We start from the raw sequence: 14,038 nt of genomic DNA, 5'->3' as shown, positions 1-14,038 counted from the left end.
TTCGCGAATGGATACAGTTTCCCTGTGGGAGCGAGCCTGCTCGCGAAGGCTTTTCCGGTCGGTGAGTTTCTGATTGTTGTGTACATATCCGTTGCTGCGGTAACGGCGGCTTAGGGTTTCGCCCTTACGGCGAGTCCCTTTTTCAGACGCCAAAAAGGAACCAAAGGCTTTGCTCCTGCGTTCGGCCCTCGCAGGCTCGGGTTCCTTCGCTCCGGGTTCGATCCGGGCGCAGCGGCTACGGTTTGCTTCGCTGCACCTACGTCCGCTGTGTCTGGCTGCGCCAGACGGTCGCTGCGCTCCCACGCCCGGATCGATCCCTCCACTCAGCCTTCCGATGTCGCTGGTTAGGCAAGATCAAGATCAAATGCACGCGAGCTAACGCTCATTGTTGAGTGGTTAGAAGCGTCGCATGGCTTGAGATATTCGGTGGATTCGCCCCTCACCCCAGCCCTCTCCCGAGGGAGAGGGAGCCGATCTTTGGGCTTTTCAAATTTTGTGTTCGATTCGGTATTTCAGGTCGGCGTCGCTCTCGCATCCACCGCGGTCAGTCCCCTCTCCCTCCGGGAGAGGGCTAGGGTGAGGGGCTTTTGATTTTGCCTGCAAGCGATAGCGGCGCTCAGATAATGCAACTGCAATTGACACTCCGCCATCGCCAGCGGGCTGGCTACTATTTACGGTCCAGCCACACAGTCTGCGCGTTGCAGAACTCGCGAACACCAAAGTGTGAAAGTTCGCGGCCGAAACCGCTTTTCTTCACGCCGCCGAAGGTCACGCGCGGGTCGCTGGCGGAGTAGCCGTTGATGAATACGCCGCCGGTGTCGAGTTCGCTGGTCAGTTGCTGGGCCAGTGGCACGTTGGCGGTGTAGATCGTCGCGGTCAGGCCGAATTCGCTGTCGTTGGCCAGCGCCACGGCGTGGGCGCAGTCGCGGGCGGTGATGATCGAGGCGACCGGGCCGAACAGTTCCTGTTTAAAGGAGGTCATGCGGTCGGTGACGTCAGCCAGCACGGTGGGTTCGTAGTAGTTGCCCGGGCCTGTCGTTTTGCTGCCGCCGAGCAGCAGCGTTGCGCCTTCTTCCAGGGTGTCACGTACTTGCTGGTCGAGTTCGTCGCGCAGATCGAAACGCGCCATCGGGCCGATGTAAGTGTCGGCTGCCAATGGGTCGCCGACCTTCAACTGACGTGTGGCTTCGACGAACTTACGCGTGAACTCCTCGACCACGCCTTCCTCGATGATCAGACGCTTGGCCGCTGCACAAACCTGACCGGAATTCTGATAGCGACCGATGACAGCAGCCTGCACGGCTTCATCGATGTCAGCGTCGTTGAGCACGATGAACGGGTCGGAGCCGCCCAGTTCCAGCACGCATTTTTTCAGGGCTGCACCGGCCTGAGCACCGATGGCCATACCGGCGCGGACGCTGCCGGTCAGGGTAACCGCGGCAATGCGCGGATCGGCGATGGCGGTCGACACACCTTCTGGCGTGACGTTGATCACTTCAAACACGCCGTCGGCGAATCCGGCGCGGGTGAACGCGTCGCGCAGCAGGTAAGCGCTGCCCATCACGTTCGGCGCATGCTTGAGCACATAGGTGTTGCCGGCGATCAGCGCCGGCACCGCGCCGCGCAGCACCTGCCAGATCGGGAAGTTCCACGGCATCACCGCCAGAATCGGCCCGAGCGGGCGGTATTCAATGCGCGCCTTGCCGCCTTCGACCTGAGTCGGTTCAGCGTCGAGCATGGCGGGGCCGTGTTCGGCGTACCACTCGCAGAGCTTGGCGCATTTTTCGATTTCACCGCGGGCCTGAGCAATCGGCTTGCCCATTTCCAGAGTGATCATGGTTGCCATGGCTTCAGCGGTGTCGCGCAGCGAGCCGGCGAGGGCGGTCAGCAAGCGAGAGCGGTCCTGCAGCGGCTTGCGTTTCCACTTGCCGAAGCCGTAGGCGGCGCGGGTCAGCGCAGCATCGAGGGCGGCAGCGGATTCGAATGCATAGTGGCCGATCTGCTCACCGGTCGCTGGGTTGATCGAGATGGCGTGGGTCTGGCTGGAAATCTGGCTCATGGCGTCGTCCTGCGTATGTTCAGTGGATGGGCCTAGAGTAGGGTGGCGTTTGTTTTCTGGAAACTGAATAATAAAGATCGTTTCTTTCACGATTGGAGAATGTCTGTGGATCTGGTGCAACTGGAAATCTTCAAGGCCGTTGCCGAGCATGGCAGCATCAGCGCCGCCGCCACGCAGATCCATCGCGTGCCGTCGAACCTGACCACGCGCATCAAGCAACTGGAGCAGGACCTGGGCGTTGATTTGTTTATCCGCGAGAAAAGCCGTTTGCGCCTGTCACCGGCCGGGTGGAGTTTTCTTGAGTACGCGCGGCGGATTCTCGATCTGGTGCAGGAGGCGCGGGCAACGGTCGCGGGTGAAGAACCGCAGGGTGCGTTTCCCCTGGGCTCGCTGGAAAGCACGGCAGCGGTGCGCATACCCGAACTGCTGGCGGCGTATAACCAGTTGCACCCGAAAGTCGATCTCGACCTGTCTACCGGGCCTTCCGGCACCATGATTGACGGCGTGCTGTCCGGGCGCCTCGCGGCGGCGTTCGTTGATGGCCCGGTGTTGCATCCGACCCTGGAAGGCGTGCCGGCCTTTGAGGAGGAAATGGTCATCATCGCGCCGCTCAACCACGCACCGGTGCAGCGTGCGGCGGATGTGAACGGCGAAAACATTTACGCCTTCCGTTCCAACTGCTCCTATCGGCATCACTTCGAAAAATGGTTCAGCACCGATGCCGCCGTGCCGGGCAAGATCTTCGAAATGGAGTCCTACCACGGCATGCTCGCCTGCGTCAGTGCCGGCGCCGGGCTGGCGCTGATGCCGCGCAGAATGCTGCAAAGCATGCCCGGTAGCGCAACCGTCAGCGTCTGGCCGCTGACCGCGGATTTTCGTTACCTGACGACCTGGCTGGTCTGGCGTCGGGGTACGGTGTCACGCAGCTTGAGCATGTTCGTGCGCTTGCTCGAAGAGCGCGGAGTGGTGCCGGCGGATGCCTGACCGAGGCCGCGGTCAGGCATGTGCTCATTGTGACTCGAGGCCGGTGATCAACGCCTCGGTGTCGGTAATGACATGAGCGAACGTCGGGCCGTTGAGCTCGTGGGCGGCGTGCATCATTTCCGCTTTGAACGCGGCGGTCGCATCGCGTACCAGGGTGACGTGGTAGCCGAGTTCCGCTGCATAGCGGGCGGTGGCTTCGATGCAGGTGTTGGCCAGCAGGCCGACGATGATGACGTGGGTGATGCCTTTCTGCTTCAGGCGAAAATCCAGGTCGGTGTTGGCAAATCCGCTTGAGCCCCAATGCTCCTGAACGACAATGTCGCCGTCCTGCGGGGCGAAATCCGGATGCCATTCGCCGCCCCATTCGCCACGGGCGAAATGGTGCATGTGCATGATCTTGCACTGCGTGGGTGTGGGGTGATCCCAGTTTTCGTAGTCGCCTTTTTCCCAACGGTGATGGGGTACGATCACCACCGGAATCCGCAGGCTGCGCACCGCGTGGTCGAGTTTGCGCAGGTTGTCGAGCAGGCCGTTCTGCTCCGCCATGGGTTTGAGCAAAGGGAAAACCTTGCCACCCTCGGAAAGAAAATCGTTGTACGGATCGACCAGCAGATAAGCGGTGCGGTCCAGCGGGTAAACAGGGTTCGACATGGCGGCTTGCTCCACGAAAAGGAAAGAGCGGTGCGCAGGGCTTGTCCCGGCATCGTGTTGATATGATAATCATAGTAACTGTGAAAGAGGCAAGCCCTGATGACAAACAACGATAGCGCGCCCGACACGCTGTGCCCGATTTCACGGGCCGAAAACATCGTCGGTGATCGCTGGACCGTGCTGGTTCTGCGCGAGTTGTTCATGGGCAATCATCGCTACGACGAGATCCAGGCCCAGACCGGCGGCACCCCGCAAATGGTTGCCACGCGTCTCAAATGCCTGGAGGCGGACGGTCTGGTCGAGCGGCGTTTGTATAACGAACGGCCGAAACGCTACGAGTATCACCTCACCGCGAAAGGTGAAGCGTTCTACCCGGTGATCCTGGCCTTGCGCGCGTGGGGCGAAACCTGGTGCAAAGTGCCCGAGGAAGGGTTGGCGGTGATCTTCACCCACAAACCCTGCAACCACCCCGCAGGTCTCGGGCCGCTGTGCGCACATTGCGGCGAACCGCTACGCCGGGAAGACCTGATCAGCCAGCCACAAGAGGCTTATGCAGCCGAACGCCAGGCGCGGCGCGAGGCGTTCAAGAGTAAATGACAAAACGCGGGATTAGCCCGGGTGTGGGAGCGCAGCGAGCGTCTGGTTCAGCCTGGATTGCCGGGGGATGCTGGAACTCAGTCCGAAAATCAAAAGCCCCTCACCTAGCCCTCTCCCGGAGGGAGAGGGGACTGACCTTGGTGGATGCGAAAGTTACGCCGACTTGAAATACCGAGTCGTACTCAATTTCCAAAGCCAACGCAGATCTGCTCCCTCTCCAGGGGGAGAGGGCTGGGGTGAGGGGCGAATCCACCGCAAATCCCAAGCCATGCGACGCTTCACACCACTCTACAATGAGCGCCAGCTCGAGTGCTTTTGATCTTGCCTAACCAGCGACATCGGAAGGCTGAGCGTAGGGATTGATCCGGGCGTGGGAGCGCAGCGACCGTACGACGAAGTCGTACACAGCGGAAGGAGGTGCAGCGAAGCAAACCGTAGCCGCTGCGCCGGGATCGATCCCGGAGCGAAGGGACCCGAGCTTGCGAGGGCCGTACGTAGGAGCAAAGCCTTTTGGTTCCTTTTTGGCGTTTGAAAAAGGGACTCGCCGTAAGGGCGAAACCGCCATAAGCAACACCCGAAGCAACGGATATGTACCCAAACCAAAAAAACTCACCGCCTGAAAGAAAGCCTTCGCGAGCAGGCTCGCTCCCACAGGTTTTGCAGCGTCAAAAAATCCCGGGCATTCCACCAGATTCAACCCCTCACGGCGTCCCATTGCGCCCATACAACCGATACCCCTCACGCAAACTCAACCGCTCGTAATAAGCGCTAACCGCCGGAAAATCAGGATGCGCCAGCGGCGTTTCGAACCAGCGATTGACCGACAGCCCGATCGGAATATCAGCCAGAGAAAACTCCTGCCCACTGACGTAAGCCCCGGTCTTCTGCAATTGCCGATCCAGAATCTCCATGTTCCGCGCCCAGTCCCGGCAACCTGCGGCCAGCGCAGCGCTGTCCTGGTACTCCGGGGATTTGCGCACCAGCGCCATCAGCGGATACGACCACGACCGGTTCATCTCCGAAGCCTGCCAGTCAATCCACTGATCGACCTGCGCCCGCGCCTGCGATTCAGCGGGATACAGAGCTGCGCCGCCATAGCGCGACACCAGATAACGAATGATCGTATTCGACTCCCACAGGGTGAAATCATCGTCCTGAATCACCGGCACCATCGCGCACGGATTGAGCGCGAGAAACTCTGGCGTGTGCGTTGACTGAAACCCTGAGCCCCAGTCTTCCCGCTCGAACGGGATGTTCAATTCAGCACAGGTCCACAGCACCTTGCGCACGTTGATCGACGAAGCTTTACCGAGTATTCGCAACATGGCTTGTCCTTCCACAGAGTCGACACAAACCCATAAATACCACAGCACAATGCAGAAGGCCCGCACACCGGCGGGCCTCCTTTTTCAGTCTGGTCAACTGCTCACAGACTGCTCGCCAGCTTCGCGCCCATCATCCGTCGACGATACGAGGTATCGCGACTGGCCAGCCAGAAGTACAGCGGCGAAGTCACCAGCAAACCCACCAGCCACGACAGATCCGCGCCGTTGATGTGCGCCGACACCGGGCCGACGTACAGCGGGGTGTTCATGAACGGAATCTGTACGGCAATGCCGATCACATAAGCGAGCAAGGCCTGCGGGTTGTAGCGTCCGTAAATGCCGCCATCGATCTGGAAAATCGACTGGATGTCGTACTGACCTTTGTGTATTGCGTAGAAGTCGATCAGGTTGATTGCCGTCCACGGCACCAACACCACCAGCAGCACCAGCACCATGTCGACGAAGTGGCCGATGAAATCTGCCGACGCACCGACAGCGGCAAAGCAGCACGCCAGCAGGACGATCAGCGAAATCACCGCTCGGCTTTTCGCGGTGGGAATCCAGCGATAGGCGAAGGTCTGCACCAAGGTGATCAGCGACAGCACCGCGCCGTACAGGTTGAGCGCGTTATGGCTGATCACGCTGAGCAGGAACAGCACCAGCATCAGCGGGCCGATCGAGCCGGTGGCGAGTTTGACCGCGTCCATGGTGTCCATGCCCACCGGCGTCGCCAGCACTGCCACGGCGCCGAACACGAACGACAGGCTCGAACCCAGTGCCGAACCCAGATAGGTCGTCCAGAAGGTCGACGACACTTTCACGTCAGCCGGCAAGTAACGCGAATAGTCCGACACGTAGGGCGCGAACGCGATCTGCCACAACGCCGCCAGCGACACCGTGGCGAGCCAGCCGGACAGGTTGAAGCTACCGCGCGTGAGAAAATCATCGGTCTGAATGTGCGTCAGGATATAGCCGAAACCGACCACGATGCCGATGCCCAGCACCCAGGTGCCGATGCGGTTGAGCACATGGATGAAACGGTAGCCGATGATGCCGATGATCCCCGAACCGAGCGCGCCGATGACGATGCCCACCGGCACCGGAACGCTGTCGACCACGCCGTGCAGCGACTTGCCGGCGAGGACGATGTTGGAGGCGAAAAAACCGATGTACATGACCCCGGCAATCAACACCACCAGCAAGGCGCCGAGCGAGCCGAACTGCGCACGGCTCTGGATCATCTGCGGAATGCCCATCTGTGGACCTTGCGCCGAATGCAGCGCCATCAGCACGCCGCCGACCAGATGGCCGACGAGAATTGCCACGATGCCCCAGAGCAGATTCAGCTGAAACAGCTGCACGCCCAGCGCTCCGGTGACGATGGGCAACGGTGCGATGTTGCCGCCGAACCAGAGCGTGAACAGATCCCTGACTTTGCCGTGGCGATCTTCAGGAGGCACGTAGCCTATCGTGTGTTTTTCAATGAGCGGAGCGGAAGAAGCGGTTGCGCTAGCCATGACGAACTCCAAGGCAAGGTTGAGTACGTGGACGTACTTCGGTAAGCGCCGGCACGGACGGCGCACTTGTTGTTGGAGTGATCATGTGCAAAGTGAGGCGGGAGATAAATTAGTAAGTTTGTTGCTTGAAACCCTAAAAAAACAGGCTTCGGCGAAGGGGTCAGAGGCTGATGAATGCGAGCATCCGCTGAAGCATTTCTTCGCAGGCGTGCAGTTGCCCACGGCTGACAAACTCATCGGGTTTATGCCCCTGATCCATGCTGCCGGGGCCGCACACCACGGTAGGAATGCCAACGGCATCGAACAGTCCGCCCTCGGTGCCGAACGCCACCGTGCCGAATTCTCGAGAACCGCTGAACGCTGCAATCAGCTCAGCGGCCTGACTCTGCGCATCGGTGACCAGCCCCGGATACGCCGACAATGCCCGGAAGCGAATATCGCTTTGCGCACTGACCGCACGCATGCGCGGCAACACTTCGCGCTCGGCAAAGTCTTTCAATGCTTCGGCAACCAGTGCCGGGTCCTGTGAGGGCAGGGCGCGGATCTCGAAATCGAAACGACAATCGGCCGGCACGATGTTCAATGCCTTGCCGCCGCCGATCACGCCGGTCTGCACCGTGCTGTAAGGCGGATCGAAGCGCGCGTCGTGATGCTGCGGCGCTTTCAGTTGCTGGCCGAGTCGGCCCAGTTCAGCGATCAGTTCGGCGGCATATTCGATGGCGTTGACCCCGAGCGGCGCATAGGCCGAATGACACGGATGACCTTGCACATCGCAGCGCATCGCCAGTTTGCCCTTGTGGCCGAGTACCGGTTTCAGCTCGGTCGGCTCGCCGATGATGCACAGCAATGGTTTGACCGGGCGCTGCTGCAATACCTCAAGCAACGAACGCACGCCGAGGCAGCCGACCTCTTCGTCATAGGACAGCGCAATGTGCACCGGCAGACGCAGCGGCGTCGTGATCAGCGCCGGCACCAGGGCCAGCACGCACGCGATATAACCCTTCATGTCCGCCGTGCCGCGGCCAAACAATTTACCGTCGCGCTCGCTGAGTTCGAACGGCGGCAGCGTCCACGGCTGACCGTCGACCGGCACAACATCGGTGTGCCCGGACAAGACAATGCCCGGTTGATCCACCGGGCCGATCGTGGCGAACAGGTTGGCCTTGCTGCGCTCATCGTTGTAGATCAGCGCGCACGGTACGTCGAACCCGGCGAGGTAATCGCGGACGAACTCGATCAGTTGCAGATTCGACTCACGGCTGGTGGTGTCGAATCCCACCAGCACCTTGAGCAGTTCGACGCTGTTCATCGATCGTCCCCGGCAACGCCATAGCCCGGTGCCCTGGCCGGATCGAGGGCGCGGTCGATGTAATCCTGCAACTGCGGTTCGTAGGCGTTCCAGAGCTTTTGCAATTGACCGATCGGGTCTTCATCGGCCCAGTCGACGCGCAGATTGACGATCGGCCAGGTCTGCTCGCCCACCACCACCACGGCGGCCGAATGCACCGGCCCGGCTTCGCCACCCAAGGCTTGAGCCGCGTGCAGAGCGGCGAGCAAGCGGTCGGCCAACTGGCCTTCGCCGGCGTCGAATGCGCTGACCATTGCCTCGATCACCTCACGCCCGGCGAGCATGTTGCCGGCGGCCACGCACTGTTCGCCGCTGACGGCATGGTGCACGCCGAGGGTCTGCGCACCGCTGAAATGCGCGGTCTCGCCGAGATGGTTGATCGCGGTGATCTGCCGATACTGGCTGTAACCGTTGCGCGTGAGCACTTGGTCGAGGGCAGCATCCGGATGCAAGCCTTGCTCCAGCAGCCCGAGCACTTCCGGGCCGAGTGAGGGCAGGGTGATGTTCTGGCTCGACACCGCGCCAACGCCCGGCAACAGCCAGGGGCAACGGGCGCCGACGGCGATGCTGGAGGAACTGATGGCGACACCGAACTGACCGGTTTCGGCGCAGCGGGCGGTGATGGAAAAAGTCATTCGGGTGATCCTTCTCAGAAATTTGTTTGTCCTTTCTGGCCCCTTCGCGAGCAGGCTCGCTCCCACATTGAAATGCATTCTCCTGTGGGAGCGAGCCTGCTCGCGAAGGCTGACGCGGTCTGATGCCTTACTCAGGAATCACCGCAATCACATCAATCTCCATCAACCACTGCGGTTGCCCCAACGCCGATACCACCAGCCCGGTGGAAATCGGGAACACGCCTTTGAGCCACTTGCCGACCTCCTGATAGACCGCCTCGCGGTAGCGCGGGTCGATCAGGTAGGTGGTGGTCTTGACGATGTGGCTCATGTCGCTGCCGGCTTCTTCGAGCAGTTGCTTGACGTTGCGCATGGCCTGTTCGGCCTGCGCACGCGGGTCGCCCAGACCGACCAGATTGCCGTCGAAATCAGTGCCGACCTGACCGCGCACATACACGGTGTTGCCGGCGCGCACCGCCTGGCACAAATCGTTGTCGAGCGTCTGGTTCGGGTAAGTGTCCTTGGTGTTGAACATGCGGATGCGCGTGTGTGTAGGCTGGCTCATGTGCCGCTCCTCAAAACAGGTTGGGCGGCGCCATTGGCGCCGCGAAAGAAATCAGGCGTCGACGGCGTCGGCGACCGGGCTGTGGACTGCTGAATGCAACGCGGCTTCACGCTGTTCGGCATCGCGGTATTCGAGGTATTTGCGCTGGGTCGCGATGTGATCGGCGACATGTTTGGCGTCATGCCAGACGCCCCAGATGAACGACGAACCGCGACGCGACTGCCAGGGCAGACCGAGGAAATACACCCCCGGCTCAGCCGACACGCCGCGCTGATGCACCGGTTTGCCCTTGTCATCGAAAGCCGCGACCTGTAGCCAGGAATAATCCACGGCAAACCCGGTGGCCCAGATGATCGACGTCACGCCAGCCTCGGCCAGATGCAGATTGCGCAGCGGATTTTTCACGCATTCAGGGTCGGCGAAGCGTTTACGCGCCTCTGGCTCTTGCGGCAGATCGAGGCCATTGCTCTCGATGTAAGCGTCAGCGGCATCAAGCAGGGCCAGATAATTTTCGTCGCCGCGATTGAGGTTTTCGAGCAGGTCCTGCTTGAAGCTCACCACGCCGTTTTCGAATGACTCGGTAACCCCGACCAGGGTCATGCCGCGATGGGCCAGGCCACGAAAATCGATGGTGCGCCCGCCATGAGCGCCGCTGACCGCGATGGTCACGTGCTCGCGGCCCGGTTTCATCGCCGCTTGATCCCACTCGCCCAGCACCCCCAGCCACCAGCAGAAATCACGATTGCGATAGGCACGCGGCGGCCGGTCATGGGCGCCGACCGACAGGTAGACCTGTTTGCCGGAGCGTTGCAGTTCATCGGCAATCTGCACCCCGGATGAGCCGGCGCCCACCACCAGCACCGCGCCTTCCGGCAGCTGCTGCGGGTTGCGGTAATCAGCGGAATGGATTTGCAGCAATCGTGGGTCCTGCGGTGCGATCGGCGGGATCACTGGCCGCTGGAACGGCCCGGTTGCCGCGACCACACGGCTGGCTTCGATCACGCCTTCCGAGGTCTCGACGGTGAAGCCGGGGCGACCGACATTGCGCACCACGCTTTTGACATCTACGCCGGTGCGGATCGGCGCGTTGAATTTCTTCGCATAGGCTTCGAAGTAATCGGCCACGCGTTCCTTCGGCGCAAAACCGTCGGGATCGACGTCATCGAATTCCAGACCGGGGAAGCGGTCGTGCCACGCCGGGCCGTTGGCGACCAGCGAGTCCCAGCGCCCGTTGCGCCAGCGTTCGGCAATGCGACTGCGCTCCAGCACCAGGTGTGGCACGCCGAGTTTGCTCAGGTGTTCGCTCATCGCGACGCCTGCCTGGCCAGCACCCACGATCAGCGTGTCGATTGTTGTTATGTCAGTGGTCATCTCTACATCCTTCCTAGCAAGGCAGTGGGATTCGGGCCGCTGTTGGCTTGTCCGTTTGGCTTGAGGTCAGACTAGGGAGAGGGGGGATATCGGTAAAATATTATTAAGCTGGGATGTGAAGATAAAATTCTGATGCAGCGCGGCGAAAGCCTGTGAATACGGGGGATGGGCGACGAGCCCGAGCAAAGCAAGGTGCCCGGGCGACGAAGAAATCTTCATCGCCCGGGCAGTTTTGTCAGCGCTGCAGGAACGCCAGCAAATCTTCGTTCAACGCCTGCGCATGAGTCACGGCAAAACCGTGCGGCGCACCGGCATAGACTTTCAGCTCGGCGCCTTTGATCTGCGCGGCGGCCTGTTTGCCGGTGGTTTCGAACGGTACGATCTGGTCACCGTCGCCATGGATCACCAGCGTCGGCACATCGACTTTGGCCATGTCCGGGCGGAAGTCGGTTTCCGAGAACGCGGTCACGCAATCCACCGTACCTTTCAAAGACGCCATGAGCGCGATGTTCAGGGTCTGCGTGAGCACGCCGTCGGAAACCGTCTGGCCTTGATTGGTGCCATAGAACGGCGCGGCAAAATCGGCGATGAACTGCGCGCGGTCTTTCAGCAGGCCGGCCTTGATTCCGTCGAACACCGATTTGTCGACGCCTTGGGCGAAGTCGGGCTTCTTGCCGAACAGCGGCGTCACCGCACCCAACAACACCAGACCTGCTACGCGCTCGTTGCCGTGCCGGGCGATGTAGCGGCTGACGTCACCGCCACCCATGGAGAAGCCGACCAAGGTCACGTCGCGCAGGTCCAGATGGTTGATCAGGCCGGCGATATCATCGGCAAACGTGTCGTAGTCATAACCGGTCCACGGCTGATCAGAGCGGCCAAACCCGCGACGGTCGAAAGCGATGGTGCGATAGCCGCGGCTGCTCAGGTATTCCATCTGGTATTCCCACATGTCGCCGTCCAGTGGCCAGCCATGGCTGAACAGCACGGGTTTGCCGCTGCCCCAGTCCTTGTAATAGATCTCGGTGCCGTCTTGGGTCTTGAAGGTGCTCATGAAAACTCCTTGTGATCGTGTGTGGGTACGACTGAATGCCTAATCGGCAGCGTTCACTATCTGCGCAAGCGCGGTTTCACACTTGTACGCAGGTGCTGGTTTACCCGCGCAACATCGCCTCGAGCCCGACCAATGGTAGAACATAAGTTTGACGTCAAAATGATGGCCATCTAATATCGCGCCACTATTTTGATGTCACTTTCGTCTCGAGGGATCGAACATGTCCTCACCCGCCCTCGTGGCGCGGTTGTGCGTAGCGTTGCTGTGCCTTTCTCCGCTTCAGATCGCCGTTGCTGCACCCACCCCCGGTGAAACCGACCTTATCCGCGACCGCCAGAATCGCCTGCTCGAAGAGCAGCAGCGCCGCCTCGAAGAACTCAAGGATCTGCCCGGTAAGGACATTAAGCCTGCGCAACCGGCAGCGCCCACCGATACCCGTTGTTTCCTGATCAAGGACATCGAACTCAAAGGCGCAGACAGCCTGAGCGAGGGCGAAAAGACTCACCTGCTCACGCCATATATCGGCGCATGCCTCGGTGTACCCCAGCTCAATGAGCTGCTCAAAGTCATCACCGATCACTACATCGAGAAGGGCCTGGTCACCAGCCGCGCCTATCTGCCGCAACAGGACCTGTCCAGCGGGCATCTGCAAGTGCTGGTGGTCGAAGGCCGGCTCGAAGGTATGAAGGGCGCCGAGAACAGTCGGCTCTCCGATCGCGAACTGGCCATGGCGTTTCCCGGCAAGACCGGTGAACTGGTCAACCTGCGCGAGATCGAGCAAATGGTCGATCAGCTCAATCGCCTGCCGTCCAATCAGGCAAAAATGGAGTTGGCCCCCGGGCAGAACGTCGGCGGCAGTGAAGTGCGTGTGACCAACAACCCGCAGAAGCCATGGCGCGCCGGTCTGTCGCGCAGCAACGACGGTCAGCGCAGCACCGGCGAACAGCAGTGGGGCACCACGTTCGACTGGGACAGCCCGCTTGGCCTGGCCGATCAGTTGAGCCTGCGCGGCGGCCACGATGCGATGAGTGACCATCAGCACACCTCCAATAACGCCATGCTCAATTACAACCTGCCGTGGGGCTGGTGGACGTTCAGCTACACCTACAGCCAGAGCGAATACCGTTCGCAGATCGCCGCCAACGGCTACAACTTCAAGCAGACCGGCGATAGCGAAAACCATCAGTTGCGCGCCGAGCGGGTGATCCATCGCGATTCAGTCAGCAAGACTTCCCTCAGCGCCGGCCTGTCGTACCTGCGCACCAACAACTTCATTGAAGACAGCAAGCTCAAGCTGAGCAGCAACCGCATCAGCGAAGCGCAGTTTGGTTTCAACCACGGTCGCCGCGTAGGCAGTGCCTTCGTCAATTTTGACGCCGGCATGCAGGAAGGCATTGGCGCCTTCGATGCGCAGGGCAGCCACGATCCCGGCCCCGGCGAACCCGAAGCGCGCTACCGCAAATACAGCGCAACCCTGAGCTACTTGCAGCCGTTCAAGCTCTGGGGCGAGTCGTTCAGCTTCAGCAGCCTGATGACCGGCCAACGCAGCGAAGACGTGCTGTTCAGTTCGCAGCGCACCAGCCTCGGCGGATCGTCATCGATCCGTGGCTACAAGGACCAGTCGCTGTCCGGCGACAGCGGTGGTTACTGGCGCAACGACCTGCGCTGGAGCCGACCGGTGAATGCCGACTGGCTGCAACCGGTGTTCGCCGAATACGGCGCCAGCCTCGGTTACGACCAGGGTGTGATTGCCAATGATCGCTATAACGGCGATCAGCATGGGCGCATGTCGAGCAACTCGCTGGAGCTGTTCGCCCGCGGCCAGCACGTCGCCGCCAGCGTGACCTTTGCCCATTCCCTGGAACGACCGGATGCGCTGCCCGAGCGCGAAGCACCGATCTATTTCCGCCTCGACTTTTTCATCTGATAACGACTTTCTAGAGAACCGCCCAC

At 60.9% G+C, this 14,038-nt stretch carries 12 protein-coding genes; 3 read left to right on the top strand and 9 right to left on the bottom strand.

The window, feature by feature from the left end; genetic code table 11:
- Positions 1-667 precede the first annotated feature (667 nt).
- The gene (locus M0746_RS13795) at positions 668-2,059 is read right to left on the bottom strand and encodes an aldehyde dehydrogenase family protein (protein WP_208937787.1); all 1,392 of its coding nucleotides are present in this window, start codon (positions 2,057-2,059) and stop codon (positions 668-670) included.
- 105 nt (positions 2,060-2,164) lie between these two features.
- Between M0746_RS13795 and ptrR the strand changes: the two genes are divergently transcribed.
- On the top strand, positions 2,165-3,043 hold the full coding sequence (gene ptrR / locus M0746_RS13790; protein ID WP_258451483.1) for a putrescine utilization regulator PtrR: 879 nt from the start codon (positions 2,165-2,167) through the stop codon (positions 3,041-3,043).
- Between the two features lie 24 nt (positions 3,044-3,067).
- On the opposite strand, the gene M0746_RS13785 is transcribed toward ptrR, so the two are convergent.
- Positions 3,068-3,694, bottom strand: a complete 627-nt coding sequence (locus M0746_RS13785; protein WP_258449576.1) for an isochorismatase family cysteine hydrolase — start codon at positions 3,692-3,694, stop codon at positions 3,068-3,070.
- Between the two features lie 99 nt (positions 3,695-3,793).
- Between M0746_RS13785 and M0746_RS13780 the strand changes: the two genes are divergently transcribed.
- Positions 3,794-4,291 (top strand): winged helix-turn-helix transcriptional regulator, encoded by a 498-nt coding sequence (locus tag M0746_RS13780; RefSeq protein ID WP_258449575.1) that lies wholly within the window; start codon positions 3,794-3,796, stop codon positions 4,289-4,291.
- Between the two features lie 701 nt (positions 4,292-4,992).
- Here M0746_RS13780 and M0746_RS13775 read toward each other — a convergent pair.
- The 7 genes from M0746_RS13775 to M0746_RS13745 all read right to left on the bottom strand — a co-directional run bounded on the left by M0746_RS13775 (position 4,993) and on the right by M0746_RS13745 (position 12,085).
- A complete protein-coding gene (locus M0746_RS13775) occupies positions 4,993-5,616 on the bottom strand; it encodes a glutathione S-transferase family protein (RefSeq protein WP_258449574.1) in 624 nt (207 codons plus the stop codon).
- A gap of 101 nt (positions 5,617-5,717) precedes the next feature.
- Positions 5,718-7,133 (bottom strand): purine-cytosine permease family protein, encoded by a 1,416-nt coding sequence (locus M0746_RS13770; RefSeq protein WP_258449573.1) that lies wholly within the window; start codon positions 7,131-7,133, stop codon positions 5,718-5,720.
- A 160-nt stretch (positions 7,134-7,293) separates the two neighbouring features.
- On the bottom strand, positions 7,294-8,442 hold the full coding sequence (gene argE, locus M0746_RS13765; RefSeq protein ID WP_258449572.1) for an acetylornithine deacetylase: 1,149 nt from the start codon (positions 8,440-8,442) through the stop codon (positions 7,294-7,296).
- Complete coding sequence (locus M0746_RS13760; RefSeq protein WP_258449571.1) at positions 8,439-9,116, bottom strand: DUF1028 domain-containing protein; 678 nt, start codon at positions 9,114-9,116, stop codon at positions 8,439-8,441. The genes argE and M0746_RS13760 overlap by 4 nt, the downstream gene beginning before the upstream one ends.
- A gap of 127 nt (positions 9,117-9,243) precedes the next feature.
- Positions 9,244-9,660, bottom strand: a complete 417-nt coding sequence (locus M0746_RS13755) for a RidA family protein (protein ID WP_039763092.1) — start codon at positions 9,658-9,660, stop codon at positions 9,244-9,246.
- 51 nt (positions 9,661-9,711) lie between these two features.
- On the bottom strand, positions 9,712-11,031 hold the full coding sequence (locus M0746_RS13750) for a flavin-containing monooxygenase (protein WP_258449570.1): 1,320 nt from the start codon (positions 11,029-11,031) through the stop codon (positions 9,712-9,714).
- Positions 11,032-11,266: 235 nt separating this feature from the next.
- Positions 11,267-12,085 carry an alpha/beta fold hydrolase gene (locus M0746_RS13745; RefSeq protein WP_208937779.1) on the bottom strand — a complete coding sequence of 273 codons (819 nt, stop codon included), beginning with the start codon at positions 12,083-12,085 and terminating at the stop codon, positions 11,267-11,269.
- Positions 12,086-12,305: 220 nt separating this feature from the next.
- Between M0746_RS13745 and M0746_RS13740 the strand changes: the two genes are divergently transcribed.
- Entirely contained in the window at positions 12,306-14,012 is a 1,707-nt protein-coding gene (locus M0746_RS13740; RefSeq protein ID WP_258449569.1) for a ShlB/FhaC/HecB family hemolysin secretion/activation protein, read from the top strand.
- Positions 14,013-14,038: the final 26 nt, after the last annotated feature.

This window comes from Pseudomonas sp. S11P7, assembly GCF_023195435.1.
Classification (GTDB): Bacteria; Pseudomonadota; Gammaproteobacteria; order Pseudomonadales; family Pseudomonadaceae; genus Aquipseudomonas; species Aquipseudomonas fluorescens_G.
The sequence above is the reverse complement of the archived record's forward strand: the minus strand, read 5'-3'. Positions and strand labels throughout refer to the sequence as shown.